Annotated in this window: 21 protein-coding genes and 1 riboswitch; of the genes, 4 read left to right on the forward strand and 17 right to left on the reverse strand. The window is 38.4% G+C overall.

Features of this window, described 5'->3' with window-relative positions:
• Window positions 1-71 precede the first annotated feature (71 nt).
• From AC3WJG_RS10455 to AC3WJG_RS10480, 6 genes are all read right to left on the reverse strand, one after another.
• Window positions 72-785 (reverse strand): LutC/YkgG family protein, encoded by a 714-nt coding sequence (locus AC3WJG_RS10455; RefSeq protein WP_081085293.1) that lies wholly within the window; start codon window positions 783-785, stop codon window positions 72-74.
• The gene (locus AC3WJG_RS10460; protein WP_028407882.1) at window positions 763-2,202 is read right to left on the reverse strand and encodes a LutB/LldF family L-lactate oxidation iron-sulfur protein; all 1,440 of its coding nucleotides are present in this window, start codon (window positions 2,200-2,202) and stop codon (window positions 763-765) included. Before AC3WJG_RS10460 ends, AC3WJG_RS10455 begins: the two co-directional genes overlap by 23 nt.
• 17 nt (window positions 2,203-2,219) lie before the next feature.
• Complete coding sequence (locus AC3WJG_RS10465; protein WP_028407881.1) at window positions 2,220-2,939, reverse strand: (Fe-S)-binding protein; 720 nt, start codon at window positions 2,937-2,939, stop codon at window positions 2,220-2,222.
• Window positions 2,940-3,223: 284 nt separating this feature from the next.
• Window positions 3,224-4,054, reverse strand: a complete 831-nt coding sequence (nadE, locus tag AC3WJG_RS10470) for an NAD(+) synthase (protein WP_013082209.1) — start codon at window positions 4,052-4,054, stop codon at window positions 3,224-3,226.
• Between the two features lie 35 nt (window positions 4,055-4,089).
• Complete coding sequence (locus tag AC3WJG_RS10475; protein ID WP_337133438.1) at window positions 4,090-5,610, reverse strand: nicotinate phosphoribosyltransferase; 1,521 nt, start codon at window positions 5,608-5,610, stop codon at window positions 4,090-4,092.
• Between the two features lie 138 nt (window positions 5,611-5,748).
• Window positions 5,749-6,468 (reverse strand): FadR/GntR family transcriptional regulator, encoded by a 720-nt coding sequence (locus AC3WJG_RS10480; protein ID WP_013082207.1) that lies wholly within the window; start codon window positions 6,466-6,468, stop codon window positions 5,749-5,751.
• Window positions 6,469-6,661: 193 nt separating this feature from the next.
• Between AC3WJG_RS10480 and AC3WJG_RS10485 the strand changes: the two genes are divergently transcribed.
• Complete coding sequence (locus AC3WJG_RS10485; RefSeq protein ID WP_050689442.1) at window positions 6,662-8,431, forward strand: B12-binding domain-containing radical SAM protein; 1,770 nt, start codon at window positions 6,662-6,664, stop codon at window positions 8,429-8,431.
• Window positions 8,432-8,458: 27 nt separating this feature from the next.
• On the opposite strand, the gene AC3WJG_RS10490 is transcribed toward AC3WJG_RS10485, so the two are convergent.
• The 7 genes from AC3WJG_RS10490 to phaR all read right to left on the reverse strand — a co-directional run bounded on the left by AC3WJG_RS10490 (window position 8,459) and on the right by phaR (window position 13,616).
• Window positions 8,459-8,632 (reverse strand): protein YkzE, encoded by a 174-nt coding sequence (locus AC3WJG_RS10490; protein WP_013055943.1) that lies wholly within the window; start codon window positions 8,630-8,632, stop codon window positions 8,459-8,461.
• A 2-nt stretch (window positions 8,633-8,634) separates the two neighbouring features.
• Window positions 8,635-8,796, reverse strand: coding sequence for a protein YkzP (gene ykzP / locus AC3WJG_RS10495; protein WP_013055942.1), 162 nt, complete (start codon window positions 8,794-8,796; stop codon window positions 8,635-8,637).
• Window positions 8,797-9,121: 325 nt separating this feature from the next.
• Window positions 9,122-10,501, reverse strand: coding sequence for a TrkH family potassium uptake protein (locus AC3WJG_RS10500; protein ID WP_255256589.1), 1,380 nt, complete (start codon window positions 10,499-10,501; stop codon window positions 9,122-9,124).
• Window positions 10,502-10,672: 171 nt separating this feature from the next.
• On the reverse strand, window positions 10,673-10,906 hold the full coding sequence (locus tag AC3WJG_RS10505) for a hypothetical protein (RefSeq protein ID WP_342839364.1): 234 nt from the start codon (window positions 10,904-10,906) through the stop codon (window positions 10,673-10,675).
• 120 nt (window positions 10,907-11,026) lie between these two features.
• Window positions 11,027-12,115, reverse strand: coding sequence for a class III poly(R)-hydroxyalkanoic acid synthase subunit PhaC (locus AC3WJG_RS10510; protein ID WP_028407874.1), 1,089 nt, complete (start codon window positions 12,113-12,115; stop codon window positions 11,027-11,029).
• A 76-nt stretch (window positions 12,116-12,191) separates the two neighbouring features.
• On the reverse strand, window positions 12,192-12,935 hold the full coding sequence (phbB, locus tag AC3WJG_RS10515; protein WP_014461095.1) for an acetoacetyl-CoA reductase: 744 nt from the start codon (window positions 12,933-12,935) through the stop codon (window positions 12,192-12,194).
• A gap of 81 nt (window positions 12,936-13,016) precedes the next feature.
• Window positions 13,017-13,616: a polyhydroxyalkanoic acid synthase subunit PhaR gene (phaR, locus tag AC3WJG_RS10520; protein ID WP_013055937.1), complete on the reverse strand. Its 600-nt coding sequence runs from the start codon at window positions 13,614-13,616 to the stop codon at window positions 13,017-13,019.
• Window positions 13,617-13,969: 353 nt separating this feature from the next.
• On the opposite strand from phaR, the gene phaQ reads away from it, so the two are divergent.
• From phaQ to AC3WJG_RS10535, 3 genes are all read left to right on the forward strand, one after another.
• Window positions 13,970-14,449 (forward strand): poly-beta-hydroxybutyrate-responsive repressor, encoded by a 480-nt coding sequence (gene phaQ, locus AC3WJG_RS10525; protein WP_013082201.1) that lies wholly within the window; start codon window positions 13,970-13,972, stop codon window positions 14,447-14,449.
• Between the two features lie 168 nt (window positions 14,450-14,617).
• The gene (gene phaP / locus AC3WJG_RS10530) at window positions 14,618-15,130 is read left to right on the forward strand and encodes a polyhydroxyalkanoic acid inclusion protein PhaP (RefSeq protein ID WP_014461097.1); all 513 of its coding nucleotides are present in this window, start codon (window positions 14,618-14,620) and stop codon (window positions 15,128-15,130) included.
• Between the two features lie 143 nt (window positions 15,131-15,273).
• Window positions 15,274-15,471: an alpha/beta-type small acid-soluble spore protein gene (locus tag AC3WJG_RS10535; protein ID WP_013055933.1), complete on the forward strand. Its 198-nt coding sequence runs from the start codon at window positions 15,274-15,276 to the stop codon at window positions 15,469-15,471.
• Window positions 15,472-15,523: 52 nt separating this feature from the next.
• Here the strand turns inward: AC3WJG_RS10535 and sigI are convergent, their stop codons facing one another.
• The 4 genes from sigI to AC3WJG_RS10555 all read right to left on the reverse strand — a co-directional run bounded on the left by sigI (window position 15,524) and on the right by AC3WJG_RS10555 (window position 21,616).
• On the reverse strand, window positions 15,524-16,234 hold the full coding sequence (gene sigI / locus AC3WJG_RS10540; protein WP_492588206.1) for an RNA polymerase sigma factor SigI: 711 nt from the start codon (window positions 16,232-16,234) through the stop codon (window positions 15,524-15,526).
• Between the two features lie 371 nt (window positions 16,235-16,605).
• A complete protein-coding gene (locus tag AC3WJG_RS10545) occupies window positions 16,606-17,421 on the reverse strand; it encodes a TerC family protein (RefSeq protein ID WP_337133441.1) in 816 nt (271 codons plus the stop codon).
• A gap of 96 nt (window positions 17,422-17,517) precedes the next feature.
• A riboswitch (yybP-ykoY riboswitch) is annotated at window positions 17,518-17,613 on the reverse strand.
• A 76-nt stretch (window positions 17,614-17,689) separates the two neighbouring features.
• Window positions 17,690-20,713, reverse strand: a complete 3,024-nt coding sequence (locus AC3WJG_RS10550) for a PAS domain S-box protein (RefSeq protein ID WP_337133442.1) — start codon at window positions 20,711-20,713, stop codon at window positions 17,690-17,692.
• A gap of 159 nt (window positions 20,714-20,872) precedes the next feature.
• Window positions 20,873-21,616, reverse strand: a complete 744-nt coding sequence (locus AC3WJG_RS10555; protein ID WP_028407869.1) for a LytR/AlgR family response regulator transcription factor — start codon at window positions 21,614-21,616, stop codon at window positions 20,873-20,875.
• Between the last annotated feature and the right edge of the window lie 96 nt (window positions 21,617-21,712).

A 21,712-nucleotide genomic window follows, 5' to 3' on the forward strand; every position in this document is an offset into this window, starting at 1 on the left:
ACGAACCGTGAATCAAACATGTTGATTCACGGTTCGTTTTTCACTTCGCCTAAAATACGTTTGTCCCAGCCTCATCGATCATTCACTACAATATAAGTGGCCTGAATAGGTCCATGCACGCCAACGACTAAATTCATTTCAATATCGGCTGAATTGCTCGGTCCCGTAATAAAGTTAATGCAAGAAGCAATCGTTTCTCCTCGCTCTACTTTTTCATGAATCATTTCAGCGGCTTGTGTCATGCGAGGAACAATTGAGCTTTGAGGAATGATTGCAATATAAGTGGCGGGCAGCAAACTGACCGATCGTCCTTTTTCAGCGCTGCTGAACAAAACAACTGTGCCGGATTCCGCTAGCGTCAAATCACTGAAGGTAATGCCAACATTTGCTTGTTCAGCTAGTGTAATATTCTCATCGCCTTTTGCAGAATTCCATACATGAAGGCTACTGCTTGTTTCCCATTTCTCCATCAGCAGATTCAATCCATATTCGGAAAATCTAGGATCATCCCACGTGCTCACAAGACCATTTCCATAGTTCGCTACGGCTTCCTCAAGGACAGCTGGCAAGTGTTGTGATGATGTTTCTACATAGCGAGTATGAATACGTTCGCAATGGTTTTCAAGCTCTTTCTTTAATTGATCCGGCGAATAGCTGCGGTAGACCTCATGCTGAGGAGCGTGCTTCCATTGTGGCTTTACTACGCCGCTTGTTCGCCTGTTTCGCTTAAGATTAGCAGCAACATTGTCTAAAAAACTGTCTCTATTTTGAATGCTTCCGTTCATCATCATCACTCCTTTTATCAAACCAATCTCGTAAGCGCTCTTTTGTAGGTGCGGGAAACTCTCTGCTTTCCGTCCACGCTTTTAATGGACCAGGTCCTTTGGAAATACTGCTTCCTGACATAAAAGGCGTAAGAGCTGCCGGTGCTACTTTAGCGCCCACTGTATATAGAGAAGAAGAAGCTGCTCCCAAGCCAAATGCTTTCATCGCCAGCTTTTCCGAAATAGGTGCTTTTCCTTCTTTTTCGACAATTCGCTGACGATGCTTGTGTAATAGCTCATGCAGCGGAATTTTGACCGGACAGGCATCTGTACAGGCTGCGCATAGCGTTGATGCATAGGGAAGCTCTTTGTAGTCTTCATAGCCTCCAAGCAAAGGAGATAATACAGCTCCAATCGGACCTGAATAAATAGATCCATATGAATGCCCTCCAATATGGCGATACACGGGACATACATTCACACATGCCGCACAGCGAATACACTGTAAAACAGATTGAAACTCAGTTCCTAAAATCGCAGATCGCCCGTTATCTACAATCACTAGGTGAAATTCTTCCGGTCCGTCTACTTCCCCTGGAAGTCTAGGCCCTGTAAGCGCTGTTACGTAACTTGTGAGCCGCTGACCTACTGCACTTCTAGTTAACAGGCTTACCAACACTTCAAACTCTTCAAACGTTGGCACAATTCTTTCCATTCCCATAACTGTAATTTGCGTTTTAGGAAGGGCAGTTGTTAACCTTGCATTTCCTTCATTGGTTACAAGTGAAATAGATCCAGATTCTGCAATCGCAAAATTACATCCCGTGATGCCAATATCTGCTGATAAAAATTCTTTTCTCAGCATTTCCCGGGCATGAAGAGCTAGTTCTTCAGGTTTTTCTGTTTTTTTATACGAAAGCTTTTCCTGAAATACATCTCTAATTTGTTCTTTATTTTTATGAAGTGCAGGAGCTACGATATGAGAAGGCGGATCGTGATCATCTACTTGCAGGATATATTCTCCTAAGTCCGTTTCAATAACTTCACAGCCTAGTTCTTCTAAAGCAGCGTTCATATGAATTTCTTCTGTAACCATTGACTTGGATTTAACCACTTTCTTTGCCTGCTTTTGCTTCGCTACATTTTTTATGTACTCATTCGCTTCTTCAGCTGTTTGAGCGAAAAAAACGTGGCCTCCGCGTTTAGCTACATTATCTGTCAGCTGTTCTAAATAGTAATCTAAGTTTTCAAGCGTATGCTGACGAATTTCTTCACCAAGCGCTCGCCATTCTTCCCAGTTTCCTAACTCTTCTGCCGCATCTAATCTACGGCTTCTTAAGCGCTCTTGAGCACCTGAAACCGCAAAGCGCATAAACGCATTATTGACTCCATCATCAACACGTTTTTTAAACTGGTCGTTTCCTATTTTCATAGACATTCGGTATTCTCCCTTCTTTACATTCTGCTATTTAATACTTCAGCGATATGCATCACTTTTACAGGCTGTCCTTTTCGTTCAATTCTTCCTCCAATATTCATAAGACAGCCGCAGTCGGCTCCAATTAAGTACTCTGCGTTTGTCTTAGCTATACAGCCCACTTTTTCATCGACCATTTGTTCAGAGATTTGCCCCATTTTAACCGAAAACGTCCCGCCGAATCCGCAGCAGTTATGACTGTTTTCAAGGTTTTCCATTTCAAGCCCCTTTACATTGTTTAATAGTGTAAAAGGTTCTTTTTTTACGTTTAGCAAACGCGTCATATGACAAGAAGAATGATAAGTGGCTTTACCATTTAAGCTGGCGCCTACATCTTCCACTTTTAAAACGTTTACAATAAAATCCGTTAGCTCATACGTTTTATCAGCAAGCTTCACGGCAGATTCATGCCATGCAGCATCACTTTCAAAAAGATGGGGATACTCTTTGAACATTGTCACACACGAGCCAGACGGAGATACAACGTACTCTGCATGCTGAAACGCTTTTATCATGTTTTTCATCGCTTCTTTTGATTCTTTTACATAACCGCTGTTATATGCAGGCTGTCCGCAGCAAACTTGACTCTTTGGAAAATCCACTTCGCATCCTAATCGTTCTAACAATTCTACCGTCGCTTTTCCTACATTTGTTTGAAACATATCAATCAAACATGTGGCAAATAAAGATACTTTCATCATTTGCTCCCTCCAAGCTGATCATTTTACTTCTTTTAGTTAACAGGTCATCAGATGACTTAATGCTATTATACTCCTATGTTTTTCTAATTTCACTAGTTTTTCAAAAATACCTTTCTTTGTTTGCTATCTTTTTTCATAGAAAATAAGAAATTGAGATACGTGAAACCTACGTTTGCCATGTCATTAAAAAAATCTGACCGGTGAAGATTCTCTATCAAGAATCTTCACCGGTCAGATCTTCCTTCAACTAAAAACTATGTTTGTCTTAGCTTCTTACTTATTTATTTCCAAAAATCATCAAATACTGTGATTGGCAATTGGCGTTTATGCTGCGTTTTTAAGAAGTGACCTTCAATGACGTTACTTGCATGTTCACCTACATCTTTGCCTTCTAAATAATCGTCGATTTGCTCATACGTTACGCCAAGCGCTTCTTCATCCGGAAGCTGTGGACGATCTTCTTCCAAATCAGCCGTTGGTTTTTTCATATATAGATGCTCGGGACAGCCTAATTCTTTTAGCATTTGTTTTCCTTGTCGCTTGTTCAGACGGAAGATAGGTACTAAGTCAGCTCCTCCGTCACCGAATTTTGTATAAAATCCTGTAACAGCTTCAGCAGAGTGATCCGTTCCGAGTACGACTCCACTGTACATGCCCGCTACCGTATATTGCGCAATCATTCGTTCACGTGCTTTTACATTTCCTTTGTTGAAGTCGGAAACTTTATCATCTGCCGCTTCTTCAACAGCAGAAAGCATCGCATCTACTGCTGGTTTTACGTTAATAGAAATAGATTTTGTTGGTTGAATAAAAGCAAGTGCATCTTGACAGTCTGCTTCATCTGCTTGCACACCGTATGGAAGACGAACAGCAATAAACTGATAGCGCTCTTCTCCGGCCTCTTCGTTCAACTCATTAACCGCTAGCTGCGCCAGCTTTCCAGTTAACGTAGAATCTTGGCCGCCGGAAATACCTAGTACAAACGAACGTAAAAAAGGATATTTGTTCATGTAGGATTTCAGAAAATCAACGCTGCGGCGAATTTCTTCCACGGGATTAATTTCTTTTTGGACGTGCATTTCTTCAATAATTTGCTTTTGTAGCTCTTTCATAAAAAAACTCTCCTCTCATTAATAGCTGACGGAATCTACACAAGTACGGTATCAGATAGTAACTTGCTTCTAGTCTCTTCAATATTTTGCATTTTGTTATCCCAGCAGTTTGTACTCAAGTCTACCGGATACTCTGTAGGACGGAATACATCTTCGTTCGATTTTGTAATGACTTTGTAGTCATCCCATAGATGCTTTAAGTTTTGTAAGCAGTAGGCTCTCATTTCTTCAATTGTAGGCTGCTCGTACACAAGCTTTCCCTGCGCAAAGATTGGCTGGTGAATTTTACGTGCGTTAAAGTTCGTGACAAACTTGCTGACGTGCGTATGAATCGGATGAAACATTTTTAAGTGCTGCTCTTCGTTCGGCACTTCGTCTTGCATCGTAATATAATCGCCTTCCCATTTGTGGTTCACTTGGTTTACAATTCGGTATACTTCTTTTAAACCAGGAGTGGAAATTTTCTCTGGATTTTCTGACAGTTTAATCGTATCCACCATGTTTCCATGATCATCTTCAATCGAAACCAGCTTGTACACCGCTCCTAGCGCAGGCTGATCAAAGGACGTCATGAGCTTTGTTCCAACTCCCCATCCATCAATTTTGGCACCTTGCGCTTTCAAATCTAGAATGCTGTACTCATCGAGATCATTCGAAGCAAAAATTTTCACATCATGATAGCCAGCTTCATCAAGCATTTTTCTTGCCTCTTGAGAAAGATATGGAAGTCTTCCGCTATCTAATCGAATACCGATAAAATTAATGCGATCTCCCATTTCATTTGCTACTTTAATAGCATTGGGAATACCTGATTTTAACGTATTATATGTGTCTACTAAAAAGATACAGTTACGGTGTGATTCCGCATACTTTTTAAACGCGCTGTACTCATCACGATAGACTTGAACAAGCGCATGAGCGTGAGTGCCGGATACAGGAATTCCAAATACTTTCCCCGCTCTGACATTACTGGTTGCATCAAAGCCTCCAATATAAGCAGCTCTCGCTCCGTAAAATGCAGCGTCCATCTCGTGTGCTCTTCTTGAGCCAAATTCCATAAGCTGATTCGTACCCGTATGCTCATATAAATTATCTTCTCCCGCCGCCAAGCGAATACGCGATGCTTTTGTCGCAATCAGCGGATGGAAATTTAAAATATTTAAAAGCGGCGTTTCAATAAGCTGCGCTTCTGCTAAAGGAGCGTCAATTTGCAGCATCGGTTCATTAGCAAAAATCATTTCGCCTTCTACGACCGAACGAATATTACCGCTAAATCGAACTTGCTTTAAATAGTCAATAAACTCCGCTTCATAATGCAATTCTTCATATAAATAATCTAAATCCGTTTCGCTAAATCTGAAATTAGCAATAAAATCAATTACTCTTTCTAGGCCGGCAAACACCGCATAACCGCTTTCAAACGGCATACGACGAAAGTAAGCTTCAAATACAGAACGACGTTTATGAATGTGGTCTTTAAAATACGTATGCGCCATATTCAGTTCATATAGATCTGTATGCAAAGCTAAACTATCATCTCTATATTGCTTTTTCATACTTTGTAACCCTCCATTTGACAATCCTAGTTTCTATTATGTAAATCTTTTCACAATAGAGCAAGCATAAATTATCGGAAGGTGCTTGAATTTTAGTTTTTCTGTTATTTAGTGCACACTTTTCTACCTGAAATGGAATTATTTTTCTTCCGGTATGTATTTCATTAATACGTGTTCAACATTATCAAGATGACTCATCATAAAATGCTGAGCGTCTTCTGCATGCTGAGAAAGAATAGCTTCATAAATTTGCTGATGCTCTTTATAAATTCGTTCAGCCGTTTTTTCTTCTGCATAAAGCCAGATGCGTCTTGTCTCCTTCATCGTTTCAATCATCATTTCTGATACGTTATTCATAAGCTTCACTAAAAGCGGATTTTGCGAGGCTTTGGCAATGGCTAAATGAAAAGCAAAATCTGCTTTCTCTCCCAGCTCTTCATTGCCAAACGCTCCTTTCATTTGTTCCAGACTATCAGACAGCTGCTTGAGATCCGCATCCGTTCGCTTTTGAGCTGCAGCACGAACAGCCCCAATTTCTAATACTTTTCTCACTTCAAGCAAATGCTCAATATCATTTTTATTCATTAATACAGCGCTAGTTACAGGCAAAGACAGCATATCGGAGTTAAATTCGCGTACAAATGTGCCTTCTCCCTGTTTCATCTCGAGCAGCCCCATCGCCCGCAAAGCGCTAAGAGCTTCACGAATAGCTGAGCGCCCTACCTGAAAGTTTTCCGCCAGCTGCTGCACTGAATCCAAACGGTCACCAGGCTTTAAACTGCCTTCTTTTATATTCTCAAGAAGCGTTTCAGCTACTTCTTCGTATATTTTTTTTGGCTTAATTCGCTTATATTCCACGTTTTCCACCTCATTTTTTTCGTTCACCAAGGTTTACATTAACCGAGACTCTTTCTTCTTTTACGTTTCTGTTACATTTTACCGAAATCCTTTCCCCTCCACAACAAAAGTGGCAAGGTATTTATACTTTATTTCTCAAATGTGCTAAAATAGTAAATTGATTTCATATTACGAGTTAAAAGGAGCTTTTTGAATGAACATTGTTGTCAGTACATTGAATGCGAAGTATATCCATACTTCTTTAGCCCTTCGATGTTTAAAAGCCTATGCAGAGCCTGACTATAAAGTGGATATGGCCGAATATACGATTAAAGATCCTGCTATGAATATTGTCACGGATTTATATAAACGCAACCCAGATATTATTGGTTTCAGCTGTTACATTTGGAATATTGAAGAAACGATTAAAGTGGCACAAATGCTTAAAAAGATCAATCCCGAGCTCATCATTATATTCGGTGGACCAGAAGTAACCTATGATGTAACTCACTGGCTAGAGCGTATTCCTGAAGCTGACTTTATCGCGATCGGTGAAGGAGAAGAAACATTCAAGCAGCTGTTGGACGAACTTCACGGAGAGCGTCAGTTTGAAAACGTAAGCGGCGTGGCTTTCCGAAAAGAAGGAAAACCAGTTGTAAACCCGCAGCGCAATAAAATTGATCTGCGCGAAATGCCTTCTCCTTTCCGTTTTGAAGAAGACCGCCAAGAACTTTCAAAACGCGTTGTGTATATTGAAACGAGCCGCGGCTGTCCGTTTAGCTGTCAGTTCTGTCTCTCTTCTATTGAAGTAGGCGTTCGTTATTTCGATAGAGAAAAGGTAAAAGAGGATATTCGCTATTTAATGGATAACGGAGCCCGCACAATTAAGTTCGTAGACCGCACGTTCAACATCAGCCGCAGCTACGCCATGGAAATGTTCCAATTTTTAATTGATGAACACCGTGAAGGCACCGTATTTCAATTTGAGATTACTGCCGATATTATGCGCCCAGAAGTTATTCAGTTCTTAAACGATCATGCGCCAAAAGGATTATTCCGCTTTGAAATTGGCGTTCAATCTACAAATGATGCTGTCAATGAACTAGTCAAACGCAAACAAAACTTTAAAAAATTAACGCGTACCGTAACAATGGTAAAAGAAGGCGGAAAGATCGATCAGCATTTAGACTTAATCGCGGGACTGCCAGACGAAGATTATAACTCATTTAAGAATACGTTTAATGATGTATTTGCACTTCGCCCTGAAGAGCTTCAGCTAGGCTTTTTGAAAATGCTTCGCGGCACCGGCTTACGCTTAAGTGCGCCTCGCTATAATTATCAATACATGGATCAGTCGCCTTATGAAATTTTAAGCAATAACGTCTTGCCATTTTCAGATGTCGTACGTATTAAACATGTAGAAGATATTTTAGAAAAGTTTTGGAATGACCATCGAATGGATGAAACAATAGAGTTTTTAGTAGAGCACTGCTATGATACACCTTTTGATTTCTTCCAAAACTTCGGGACGTATTGGGATGAAATGGGCTGGGTTCGAATCGGCCATCAGCTTGAAGATTTATTCAGACGCCTTAGACAGTATATTGAAACAGAGAATTTTTCAAATGAAGAAATGATTGAAGGGTTTATGAAAATTGATTATTTACAAAACCAAAAGCATAAGCCTCGTAAACCTTGGTGGGACGATAAAGTAGAAAAACAAATCCGCTCTCATTACTATCAGCAAATGCTTGCTAACCCTTCTATTATGGGACAGGCTTTTGAAGCTGAACAGCTCGCTGAAAAAGAATTATACAAGCACACTGTTTTAGAGATTCTGCCATTTGACTATATGTATTATAAACAAACGGGAAAAATAAATGAACAACCATCTGTTCTTCTTGCTTATTATGATCAAAAAGCAAATGATACAAAACTTTATTCAGCACCTGTAGAGGCATTTGGCCTTCCAGTTGTAAGCTAAAACCTCGGATATCCGAGGTTTTTTTCTTTAACATTCTTTTTTCTTTTTTTGCTCTTTATCAGACTTTGTCTTTCCTAAGGATTCATATATTTTAGCTGCGTTCGGATCGCCCATTTCCGCTCCGAACTCTTCTTGCAGTAATTGCTTTTGCTTTGCTTCGGTGCTTGCTATATGCTTATTATTTTGTTTATGTTTGCTCATCGTTACTTACCTTGCTTTCCTTTTTTCGAATTGCGATTCGCGCCTTTAGCCGGCTCCTCGCCGCCAGCATATTCAGCAGCAAATTCTGCATCTGAAAGGCTCTCTTTTGGTGTATTATTGTTAGTCAGTGCTGATTTGTACCCTACTTTACGCTTTGCCATCATCTATCCCTCCTATGCTTGGAAGTCCATTGAACTTCCTTTTCTTAGAATGCACTTTCTGATGCGCAATATAAGCAGAAAAAGCTGTAAAAAAGCGGTTGAAACATAACGAAATTACTTTAATCTAAAGACAAACAAATGGGATACATGAGTTCATCTGAACCGCTTTTCCCGCAGGAGTCTTCGCCTTGCCCTCCAATCAACAGCTGGAAGCAGCTAAACATATGAGACCTATGTTTACCATCATAAAAAAATCCGAACGAGCTTGATTAAGAATTAAGCTCGTTCGGATTCTTCTTCAACTAACATATTTTTACCTCAGCCTCTTTTATCCAATAATAATACGTTCTTTCGGATAGTGATAATCCGGTCCAGACGTTGGACGGCGAAGCATTAAAATAAATGAAAACATGCCGATTCGGCCAATAAACATTAAAATCATAATAACGCATTTACCAATATCAGAAAGCCCTCCTGTAATTCCCATTGATAAACCTGTTGTCCCAAAAGCTGAACACACTTCAAAAATAAGCTCAATGAGAGAAAAATGTTCTGTAATACTTAAAACAAGAAGAGAAATCGAGCAAATGATTACCGCTAACATCGATACAGCTACTGATTTAATAATGTCATCTTCATGAATTTCGCGGCGAAAAATTTTAATCGTTTTATTTCCTCTTACGTAATAAAACAGGAAAAGAATATTTAATGCAAACGTCGTCGTACGAATTCCTCCCCCTACTGAGCTCGGTGAAGCCCCGATAAACATCATCGCGCTCATCATAATTAACGTGGGAAGCGAAAATTCATTAATATTCATGGTCGCTACTCCTCCGCTCCTTGTAGCAGCGGATTGGAAAAACGCATAAAAAAACGATTCATCCCAAGACTTATCTGCTAAAAATCCTGAATGCTCTAACACAAGAATCAAGATTGTCCCCCCTGCTAACAGCAGAAAAAACATAATAGTCGTTAGCTTCGTAAATAGCGAAAACTGAAATTTACGCTTATCTTTAAATGTTAAAAAATAGTGCTTAATTTCAATTAATACAGGGAATCCAATCGCTCCAAGCGTAATTAAAATAACGGTTACCACTTGTACAAAATAATCATGGGCATACGGAATAAATGAAGATCCTGTAATATCGAAGCCAGCATTTGTTGTAGCGCTGACAGAAGCAAAGAAACCATGCAGAAACGCATCTGTCCAGCTCGAATAATAACGGAGAAAATGTAATCCTAAAATAATGGCACCAACTAGTTCAATGGCAAAAATAATAAATAAAATATTTCTCATCAAGTCAACTAACCCTGATAAGCGGGATTGGTTATGGTCCGTCATAATGAGCTGACGTTCCTTTAAACCGATTTTTTTACCCAAAATCATCCAAATAAATGTACTGAGTGTCATTACACCAATACCACCGATTTGAAAAATAAAAGCGAGCAAAAAATAGCCCGTCGTACTAAATGTATCCGGAGTAGAGACAGGTGTCAGCCCTGTTACACTTACCGCACTGACGGCAATAAATAAGCGATCAATAAATGCTAACTTCACTCCCGGCTTTAAAGCTTCTGGAATACTAAGTAATAGAAATCCAAGCGTAACAGCCACTATGTAAAATGTAACAATAATTTGAGCTGAAGACATCTGCCTTACTCGTCGTTTCCATGGTTGCGGCATAATCTGACATTCCTTTTTTGTTATAATACTAATAGTTTTCTTCTTTCTTCCCAAAGCATACTCATTGTTACACGGATCGCAATATCCATGTAAAAAATCCCATGTTCAAGAAGGTGACTACATTAGTATAAAAGAAGTCACCTCACTTGTCATTAGATATCATACATTCCAGCAGCCCGCATAAAGAACCGTCAATCAATATTGTCTGTTTACAAAAAAAAAACGAGGTTGAGACATAATTAAATGAATCCAATCTAAAGACGAACAAATGGGATACATGTGCTGAACCGCTTGTGACACCGCTGTTGACTTCCGTGCAAGACTTCGCTTTCCGCGGGCGGCCCGTGAGCCTCCTCGTCGCTGACACTCCTGCGGGGTCTCACCTGTTCCGCTTTTCCCGCAGGAGTCTTCGCCTTGCTCTCCAATCAACAGCTAGAAGCAACTATATATTTGAAACCTACGTTTACCATAACAAAAAAACGAACCACTAATCTCAGTGGTTCGTTTTTCACGTCGGCTAAAATACTTTTGTCCAGCCTCGTCTTTATTTTATTTAGAGCGTTTTTCTAGCCAATCGCCGATTGAAGGATATGTTTCCTTCACTGCTTTTGGACCAAATACAACAGATACGTGACCTGTTTGCAACAATTTATACTCTTTATCTTCACTTGAAACAGCGTCCATTAAAGCTGCCACTTGATGCGGCATCGCAATATGATCACGGCTAGCAGCAATGTTTAAAATATTAGCTTTAATATTTTTCAAATCTACTTTGCGTCCGCGAACTTCAAGTTCACCATTGATTAATTTGTTTTGTTGATAGAAATCACGAATCCACTGACGATAAGCTTCACCAGCAAATGGGATGCCGTCAGCAACCCACTTTTGCATGAGCTTCCAGCTTTCAACAAAACGCTGATTTTCCGAACGATCCACCAACGTTACATATGGACCGTAGAAATTCGTGATTGGTTTTAACATCTTGTTTCCAAAGTCAATCATCTCTGGAGGGATATTTCCAAATGTATCTACTGCTTTATCTAAATTAAAGTAGCGATCGTCTAGGAATGCCCCGTATAAACCTGTATCCGAAAAATCAAATGGACTTGTCATAAAAATTAAGTTTTTAATCGGCAAGTCTTCATTTAATGCAGCAAAAATAGATGTCATAGTTCCGCCCATGCAGTAACCAAGAACAGACAACTCAGGAGATTTAGAAGTGCGCAGCACCTTTTTAGCCGCTTTTGGAATATAATCCACAATATAATCATCTAGCTTCATATTGCTGTCTTCAAGCCCAGGAGTTCCCCAGTCAAGTAAATACACGTCAAAACCGCGGTTTAATAAGTATTCAACAAGGCTGTTTCCAGGCGTTAAATCTAAAATATATGGTTTATTGATCAATGCATATACGAGTAAGATTGGTGTTTTATGCAGGTTATCTTTTACTGGCGTATAGCGGTATAATTTCGCTTTGTTCTTTTTCCAAATAACCTCTTTTGGTGTTAATCCAACTTCCGGTTCTGCTTCTGTTGTCATAATTTCATATGCACGCTTAAAACGTCTTGCAGAACTTTTATATTCACTTGGCATTGATTTGATTAATTTTTCCCACTCTTGCACGTAAGGAATTGCCACGAATATACACACCCTTTCATTTCATTAGTAGTTAGTTAACAAGCACAGCCCCGACAAAAGTCAGGGCCAGCATCTATTACATGTATAAGCCGCCGTTAATGTTTAACTGTTGTCCTGTAATGTACGCGCCGTCTTTTGCTAAGTAAACCACTCCGCGTGCAATTTCTTCAGCGTGGCCTAAGCGACGAGTTGGGATTTTTGCTACAACTTTTGCACGAACTTCTTCCGGCATTGCCATTACCATTTCCGTTTCAATAAATCCTGGGCAAATTGCATTAACTGTTACGCCTGACTTAGCTAGTTCAAGAGCTAATGATTTAGTGAATCCTAGCATACCTGCTTTAGCAGCTGAGTAGTTTGTTTGACCAAATCCGCCCGCTTGACCAATAATTGATGAAATATTGATAACACGACCACCTTCAGATTCTAAAAGGTGCGTTAGCGCAGCTGATGTTGTGTTGTATACGCTATGTAAGTTTACATCAATTACTTTTTTCCAATCTTCTTCACCTAACTTCTTGAATGAACGGTCGCGCGTAATTCCAGCATTGTTTACTAGAATGTCTAATTGACCAAACGCAGCTTTTGTTTCTTCGATTAGGTGTTTTGCTTGATCTACATAAGACACGTCAGCTTGAACCGCAATAGCTTCTCCGCCGTTGTCTTTAATTTCTTTGACAATTGCTTCTGCAGATTCTTTACTGCTGTTATAGTTTACTGCTACTTTTACTCCATTAGAAGCAAGCTCACGTGTAATTGCTGCCCCGATACCTTTAGATCCGCCTGTTACGATTGCTACTTTACCTTGTAATGTTGTCATGAAAAATTTCCCCCTTGCTTCTTCAGCTATGATTTTTACTGTAAATACAGCAGTTAATGTTATTATAAAATCCCCTATACCTTACTTGCGAGCTGGCTGCTCAGTTTTTTGAGCGTTTGACGGTTTTGCTTCAGATTTAGCTTCTGCCTTTGGCTTTTCAGCTAATTTTTCTTGTTTTTCTAACAGCTGAGCCTGAAGCTGCTCACCTTGAGTTTTAATTTGTTTTTGAATAGTTTCTTTTAACTCGTCTTGTGTTTTTTGCTGCCCTTCAAGAAGAGATAAAACTTTGTCGAGTTTTTTGTCTAACGATTTGACATCAGATTTCAGCTTAGTGACATCTTTTTTCAAAGCAGATGCACTTTCTTGCTGTGCTTCTAATTCATCAAAACGATCGTCAAATTGCTCTTCTAATAATTCTACTTTTTCTTCCACATTAATGACTAATGACGCAACGTTTGCTACATCTTCTTTTGTTGGTACATTTACTTGGTGCAGATAGCGCCCCGTTACTTCATTTACTGCTTGTTGATATTGAAGGTTCATATTTAGCACATTTCCCATGAGCTGGGAAAATTCTTCACGATTCATATTGTCCCCAATAACTTTACCCCAGTAAGATTCGGTTTTGTCATATACGTCTTTCCATGCTTGAAACGGATCAAATACTTTTTGCTGTTCCAAAACTCCATCTCCTTTCTTGTGTACGTTAAAAGTGATGGCTTTCAATATGGACACTTAATGTGACAAGCGACATATTAGAAGCTCTAAGTAAACGCAACCAATTTTGCGTTTATTTATTGGATAATGTAAATCTTTTCACAATTCACTTACCAACAAATTATAAATGTTATAAAAATTACCTACATGTACTATTATAAATACGTTTTCCGAAATAAACAATTCTAAATCTTTGTTTATTTTTGAATTTTTTTGACGCTTTTTGTCGAAATCCAAAAAATCGTTCTTTTTTCCTGTATTTGAAAGACCTGTTTTAAAGTGTTGACAATTTTTTCATCTAGGTGTAAATTACACATATGGAAAACAAATTCTCTTTTTTCGAAGGGGTGATTACCTTGGGATCAAGTGAAAAAGATAACACCTCTAATTCAAACAACTTAGAAAAATCGATTAGCGGTGCACCAAAAAACTTGATGGTTCCTTTTCTTCTTTTAAGTTTAAGAGGTTGGAATCTACATGGTTACAAGCTCATTCAGCAACTAATGAGCTTTGGATTCACATCAGTTGATCAGGGAAATGTCTACCGCACGCTGAGACAGCTTGAAAAAGACAACTTGATTACATCGCAATGGGATACGTCAGCTGAAGGCCCTGCACGTCGGATTTATTCATTAACAGATGCCGGCGAACAATATTTAAGCATGTGGGCTAATTCACTTGAACAGTATCAAAACATGTTAGATTCATTTTTTCACATGTATACCGACATGTTGTTCCCTTTTAGCTCTTCTTCTTCTAAAAAGTCAAAAGAATCAAAAGAGGAAGAAAACGATTAAAGGGATTCACGCAGTACATCTGCGTTTCCTAATATAATGTAAAATTTCACGGTCAACCAGCGAGCGCGGAATGTTAGGTTTATCACACAACTACGAATTTCTTCTTTAACGTTTTGTTCATTACGATAACTGTTCGCCAGACCAAATTATTCAAGGAGGAATTTGATTATGTCAACAGTAAAGTATGATACAGTAATTGATGCAATGTGGGAACAATGGACAAAGGGGTTACAAAACATTGCAGACGGAAACAAACAAATTGAGCAATGGACGTTAAAAGCACTTGAGCAACAGCAAGAATTTGTAACAAAAGCAGTTGAACAGCTTCAAGCAACAGACAAACAATGGAAAGCTGAATTAGAAGACCTTCAACAAAAAACAGTTGAAAACTTACGTAAAACAGCTGGAAACGCTGTTGCCGATTCTTATGAAGAATGGACAAACCGCACGCATGAAGCATTAAATAAATTACAAGAGCTTTCTCTTAACCAAAGCAAATCAAGCTATTCTTTAGTAAAGCAAGCTCAAGAACAATATCATCAAGTAGTAACACAATTAGTAGAAGAGCAAAAGAAAACGCGCCAAGAATTCCAACACGTATCTGATGCATACGTAGAACAAGTAAAATCTCTTCAAAAGTCATTTGCTCAGTCTCTTGAGCAATATGCAGTTGTAAAATAATATATAAAAAAGCCCAGCTTCTTTGAAAGCTGGGCTTTTTTATACTTTCTTGCAAACCATTACCAGTATGCAAAATAGGAAACAACAAATAATACAGATACAGCAGTGAACTGCTGTACCACTAAAAAAGGAGATGACTAATCATGGCTAGAACAAATAAACTATTAACACCAGGCGTAGAACAATTTTTAGATCAATATAAATATGAAATCGCTCAAGAATTTGGGGTAACTCTAGGTTCTGACACTGCTGCACGCAGCAACGGTTCAGTAGGCGGAGAAATCACAAAACGCTTGGTGCAACAAGCTCAAGCTCACTTAAGCGGCAGCACACAAAAATAAAACTTAACTTCATAACATGGCTAAAAAAAAGGCACCTGCGTGTGCCTTTTTCTTACATAATATAGTCTTTTAAATACACGTAGTCCCCCGCTAATATAATAACCATCGCGATAATATATTTACGGTTTCTTTCAATTGTTTTCCGGCTCACTTTGACATGTTTTTCAATCAAGCGAATAGGAAGCTGCCGCTTTAAAAACAGCTTATCTTTTAATTCTTTTTCATTGACGATAAATGATGCAACTTCGACTGCATTTCCCCTTGCATCCTTATGTTTAGGAGACGTGTTAATAATGTCTTCAAGAGTTAATTTAAACAATTTTAACGCCTGACAAAAATAAGTCATTTCCTCTTGAATATATGAAGTTTCACTTTGCCTTTTATAGTTAGAAAGCGATATGTCCCTTTCTACCTTACCTTGAATAAAACCTTCATTTTCAATTCGGCTATAGAGCAGCGTTTGATTTCTCTTTTCTTTTCGAATATAGTCGATTACTCTTCTTTTAATAATAAGTTCGGCAAATGCAAGAAGAGATCGTCCTTTTTGGACTGTGTAATTTTCAATGGCTTCATTAAATGCAATTAGACCAATGCTAAGTTCATCGTCAGCTTCACTTATATAACGTTTACATACAGCTGAAACAACTTTAGCAATAAACGGTTTATACTGTTGTATCATTTCATTATGTAATTGTTTATCCCCTTGCTGAATCGTCAGTACAAGCGTTTCAAGCGATGGAGGCGTTTGAACTTTTGTGAGCATTGGCTTCACCTCTTTTACTATACTCAGTTGCTTTATACCATGTTAATATCCATTCTTTTGATGACGAACAGGGTTGAGAAGCGCTCTGCTCCTTTTAATTTCCCTTTATTATAACCCATAATAGCTCAATTTTACCAATTAACATACATTTGAAATATATGTTTATAAACTGAAATAAACTTCATTGAACTGAATTACTTACGGCTGCTTCTGTTCTCTACAGAATATGAACGAAAAAGCAAAACATTCGGATATAAAATAATTAAACATTAGTTAGTTCTTTTACCCTTTACCTAAACAATCCAAACTAGGTATTTTGTCTCAACAATAAAAAACGCGCCTTCAATTAGCATTGAAAGCGCGTTTTTTTATTATTGATTTTCAATTTTTTTTAACAATTCTTTTTCTTTCTCTGAGCCTTCAAGATCAGTTTGTTCTTTATTTTTAGATAGAAACCAGCCTGAAGCTGCTATGCCAAGTAACACAATCCAAAACGTAATTTTCCACACTTTTGATTCAGGGAAATGTTCATTAATAATACCTAATTCCGGATGAGCAAGGGTATAAACCGCTAACTTAACCCCTACCCAGCCTACAATAGCAAAAGCCGCCGTTTCTAGGCCTGGGCGCGTATTTAATAGCTTGACGAACCAAGTTGCAGCAAAACGCATAATAATTAATCCCATAATTCCTCCGGCGAAGATCACCAAGAACTGTCCTCCGTCTAGTCCGCCAATTTGAGGAAGATTTGTCGTTGGCAATGTAACGGCAAGAGCTACAGCAGCCAAAATTGAATCAACGGCAAAAGCAATGTCTGCTATTTCTACTTTTAAAACCGTCATCCAGAAACTTGAGCCCTTTTTCTCGTCTGCTTCTTTCACTTTTTCATGATCGTCTTTTTTCACATATCGCTTCACAATATGATTAATGGAAATGAACAATAAGTAAATGGCTCCTATAGCTTGAAGCTGCCATACGTCGACTAAAAATGAAATCAAGAACAATGAACCAAATCTAAAAATAAAGGCACCGGCTAGTCCGTAAAATAATGCCTTCTTGCGTTTTTCTTCCGGTAAATGTTTGACCATAATGGCCATCACAAGAGCATTATCCGCCGCCAAAATTCCTTCTAATGCAACCAGCACTAGCAATACCCATCCATATTCTAACAAAAGTGATGCATCCATAAAAATCCCCTCTCGTTTCTTTGTATAAGTTTATTTATCCTCATTACCGGAATAAAACACAAAAAGACCTTTGCCAAATATGGCAAAGGTCTTGCTAAGCATAATCATTATGCCAACAAAGCCGATGGAATATTCCATGTAATGACGACTTTGTTTCAGGTTTCCCTGACGCTACTCCCCTTTACTCCTTAAGAAGTAAATGTATTAAGTTGTTTTTATTTTACAAAGAGTCCACTAATAAGTCAATTAAAAGCCCTCTAAACTTTTGTTAAGCTTTTGTTAAGCGTTTTAATACATTCAAAAACGTTGCAAGATGAATAGGCTTTGTTACGTATTCACTAAAACCGACTAAAAAAGCTTGATCGATATCGGTTTGCATCGCGCTTGCACTCAGGGCGACTCGGGGAATATGCTTCAACTCTTTTTCTAGCTGAAGCTGTGTGCATACCTCAAAACCATTCATATCAGGCAGATCAATATCAATTAAGATTATATCCGGTGAAATAGACCTGATTAGCCCGATGCCATTTTCTCCTGTTTTAGCAATTAAAAGCTTAACGTTTTTATATGGAGAAAGAATCGATTGCATAAGCTCAATATTTGTATCATTATCCTCAATATACACAATTGAAATTGGCATGGAAAAACCTAAAAACGGCTCGGCTTCTCCTTCATCGGATAAGCGTTTAGGAACAGGTGGATGGACTATGGGAAAACGCACCCAAAATGTACTGCCTTTGCCTTCTTCACTTCGGACTCCGCACGTTCCATTCATTAATACAACAAGCTGTTTTACAAGCGCCAACCCAATTCCTGTTCCGTCTTTTTCTAGTCTATTTACACGGTAGAAAGGCTCAAAAATCCGATTTAATTCTAAAGCTGGAATTCCAAAGCCCTTATCTTCAATCGATATAGTTACGTGATGCTGAGTGATGTCAGTATAGATAGTGATATCGCGATAAGCGGGCGAATACTTAATGGCGTTTGTAAGCAGATTTAATAAGATCTGCTGAAACCGAAGTTCATCTACTTCAACAAAGACTTCTTGGTATGCGTGAAAGCGAGTATAAAGTATACTATGCTTATTTTTTGCTAGTGGTTTCATAATTTTAAGCGCGTCTTCAATTGCCTCTTTTACCGACACCGGTTCAAGATTAATCGCTAAGTGACCTGATTCAATTTTCGATAAATCAAGCGTTTCATTTATCAAATAAAGAAGATGATTACCAGCTTTTAAAATTTTTCGTATACGATTCAATTGTTTTTCTGTTAAATCTTTTTCCCCTTGCTCTTCCAATATCTGTGCATAACCTAAAATACTGTTTAACGGCGTTCGAAGCTCATGGCTTACTTTTGATAAAAATTCAGACTTGGCTTGATTGGCCTTTTCGGCTTCTTCTTTTGCTATAATCATTTGCTGATTAGAATGAAGCAAATCTTGTTCTTGTTCCTGCTGTTTTGTAATATCATAAAATGTGACAACTACGCCTTTATAATATTTGCTTTCTTGAAGCGGTTCAGCATTCACCGAAAGCCATGTCAACTTTTTCTCATCTAAATAAATACCCATAACTGTATTTCGCACAGCCTCTTTTGTGTCAAGACATCGAACAGATGGAATGTCTTCCAGTGCAAAAGGTGTACCATCAGGATGAATAATTTCCCAGTCTAAACCAAACGGGTTAACCGATAACATTTGGTCGTAAGGCACGTTTAGAATTTTAGCAGCGTAGGCATTGGCAGCAATTAAGTTACCTTCAAGGTCATGAAACACCACACCTTCTGACATTGTAGAAAGAACGGAGCGATACATGCTTTCACTTTTAGCCAACTTTTCTCTTGCCTCGTGAAGATCAGTGATATCTACTATAGAACCAATAACTTCTTGTACTTCTCCTTTGTAGATATGAGGTATTAACTTCGTATAGTAAGCAAAGTCGTTCATAAGTACTTCATAAGACACTTTCTCTCCCGCCCATGCTTTCTCATAATATCTCTTATTTTCTTTCGCGTAGGATTCAGGCAAAAATTCTTCAAGTGTTTTACCAACAACATCTATTTCCTCATATCCCATTTCACGAACCATTTTTCCTTCGCACATGGTATGGATATACCCTTTATCGTTTTTCACAAATTTAAAAATAGCGCCATCTTGCTGTGAAAGCGTGCGTTTTAAATCTTCTTGTAAATCCAACAGCTGCTGTTGAGCCTTTTTTCGGTCTGTCACATCTTTGGCGATGACGTAACTGCCTTTAATTTGACCATGAACAATAATAGGCATTTGCGTTACTTCAACATATACAGGCTGATTATCTTTGCGAATGAGCGTTGCCTCATAATAAACAGAGTCTCCGTTCAGAGATTTCCACATATATTCTTCAGCTCTTTCAGCTTCTCTAAACATATAAGGAAACGGAATTTTCTCCATTTGATGCAACGTGTATCCTGTTAGCTCTGTTCCTTTTGGATTAATCGTTTGAATATTGCCGTACAAATCAACCGCACACACAATATTGGGATTGTAGTTAAAAAGAGATTGATAATACTCTTCTTTTAATTGACTTTCCCTCACTTCTTCCTGACGCTTAAAAGCAGCAACGAGCAGGAAGACAATGAGTAGCGTAATTGTGATGCTTGCAATAATATTGGAAAATGGCGCTTGATACGGCAGCCACTGGCCCCACCTTCTAGCAACTGAATGTGCAATATGGAGCTTCATTCCATACATACTGATGAAATGCATAGCTGAAATTCCAATACCCAGCAAAATAGAGCTAACAAGTTTAAGAAACGGATTAGCTTTCACGCTTTTCGAACGAAAAAACAAGTGCATCGCATAAAATGCAACGACCAGAGCGATGATGATGGAAAGCAAAACAGATAGCACGGCATAATGAATGCGTGCTTCTGTTTCGATTGCTGCCATTGCAATGTAATGCGTGCCCAGAATACTACTTCCTAAAATAAGCCCTGACCATACCGACGTGCGCCATTTCCAGAATGTCCAAAACGCAACTAATGATCCGCTGATCGCTATTATTAAAGCAAGGACAGAAAGTACAGCATCAAAATGAAAGCTAACAGGAACATAATAAGCAAGCATCGCAATATAATGCATCGCCCCCACTCCAAGCCCCATTGAAGTTGCTGACAGTGTAAGCCACAAATAATTGTTCCGCTGTTTTTTTATCATTTTGCTCATAATATCAAGTGCTGTATAAGAGGCAAGAATCCCTACAATGACAGCAAGAAATACGGTAAATTCATTATAGTGACCAGTAATTGAAATCATTTTCTTTCCTTTCAATTCAACGTTACGTCTTCTATCTAACTCTTCTCATAAGAACTATATTACGATCATTTATTCCGAAAGCAGACACATGAAAGAGACGAAACTTACATAAGCTTCGTCCTTTCATCAACATAGCTATTTTAGAAGCAGCAGCATCTTTTAATTCGTCATTAACTGATGCAGCTGTTTTTGAACGTCTTGAATTTTTAATTTTGAGATATGAGCATATTCATCAATTTCTAAGAAATAAACAAGATATGTTTCGTTTTTTGGTGTGATGTGCGAAACTTTCTGTAAATTCACGATATAAGACCGGTGTGTTTGACTAAATACAGAAGGGTTCAAATACATATAGATATCACTAATATTTTCATATGTCTCATAGACACGTGATTGAGTATAAATTAAGCATTTTTTTCCGGATTTCTCGATAAAAATAATTTGATCAATTGGAATGTAATAAGTAGAACCATTAAATTTTACAGGCAGTCTTTTTAATTGCTCACCTGGCTTTTTTGACTGATTTTTATCAATTCCAATGGAGTTTTTTGCCCGCTCTAACGCCATATAAAGCCTGGTTTTTTCAATCGGTTTTACAATGTAATCCAGTGCTGACAACTCAAATGCCTTTACAGCAAATTCATCATAACCGGTGATAAAAATGAAGTTTAAATTCGGCTTAATGCGCAGGCACTTTTTTATGGCATCTACACCGTTAATCGTAGGCATATTAATGTCTACGAGCAAAAGGTCTGGACTCTTAGCCATCACTTCCTGTACAAGCTGCTCTCCGTCTTTGCAGGTGCTAATCACTTCAAATTCCGGAAGCTGTTCTATAAAATAATCTAAAATTTCAACCGAATCTTCGTTATCATCGGCAATAATTAAGTTAATTTTGTTCATCCTGACTCCCCCTAGGATACAATGTTAAAGTATAGTACGAACTATTGCCCATTCTGTTTTATGCATGTCTACACATAGTTATAGTGTTTTTATGTT

Source organism: Priestia sp. FW507-14D1A, from assembly GCF_058781295.1.

Coding starts and splice junctions, on each gene's coding strand:
- AC3WJG_RS10455 (WP_081085293.1), bottom strand. CDS start 785: ATGAACGGAAGCATTCAAAATAGAGACAGTTTTTTAGACAATGTTGCT.
- AC3WJG_RS10460 (WP_028407882.1), bottom strand. CDS start 2,202: ATGTCTATGAAAATAGGAAACGACCAGTTTAAAAAACGTGTTGATGAT.
- AC3WJG_RS10465 (WP_028407881.1), bottom strand. CDS start 2,939: ATGAAAGTATCTTTATTTGCCACATGTTTGATTGATATGTTTCAAACA.
- nadE (WP_013082209.1), bottom strand. CDS start 4,054: ATGAAAGAGCTACAAAAGCAAATTATTGAAGAAATGCACGTCCAAAAA.
- AC3WJG_RS10475 (WP_337133438.1), bottom strand. CDS start 5,610: ATGAAAAAGCAATATAGAGATGATAGTTTAGCTTTGCATACAGATCTA.
- AC3WJG_RS10485 (WP_050689442.1), top strand. CDS start 6,662: ATGAACATTGTTGTCAGTACATTGAATGCGAAGTATATCCATACTTCT.
- AC3WJG_RS10490 (WP_013055943.1), bottom strand. CDS start 8,632: ATGAGCAAACATAAACAAAATAATAAGCATATAGCAAGCACCGAAGCA.
- ykzP (WP_013055942.1), bottom strand. CDS start 8,796: ATGATGGCAAAGCGTAAAGTAGGGTACAAATCAGCACTGACTAACAAT.
- phbB (WP_014461095.1), bottom strand. CDS start 12,935: ATGACAACATTACAAGGTAAAGTAGCAATCGTAACAGGCGGATCTAAA.
- phaQ (WP_013082201.1), top strand. CDS start 13,970: ATGGAAAACAAATTCTCTTTTTTCGAAGGGGTGATTACCTTGGGATCA.
- phaP (WP_014461097.1), top strand. CDS start 14,618: ATGTCAACAGTAAAGTATGATACAGTAATTGATGCAATGTGGGAACAA.
- AC3WJG_RS10535 (WP_013055933.1), top strand. CDS start 15,274: ATGGCTAGAACAAATAAACTATTAACACCAGGCGTAGAACAATTTTTA.
- sigI (WP_492588206.1), bottom strand. CDS start 16,234: ATGCTCACAAAAGTTCAAACGCCTCCATCGCTTGAAACGCTTGTACTG.
- AC3WJG_RS10545 (WP_337133441.1), bottom strand. CDS start 17,421: ATGGATGCATCACTTTTGTTAGAATATGGATGGGTATTGCTAGTGCTG.
- AC3WJG_RS10550 (WP_337133442.1), bottom strand. CDS start 20,713: ATGATTTCAATTACTGGTCACTATAATGAATTTACCGTATTTCTTGCT.
- AC3WJG_RS10555 (WP_028407869.1), bottom strand. CDS start 21,616: ATGAACAAAATTAACTTAATTATTGCCGATGATAACGAAGATTCGGTT.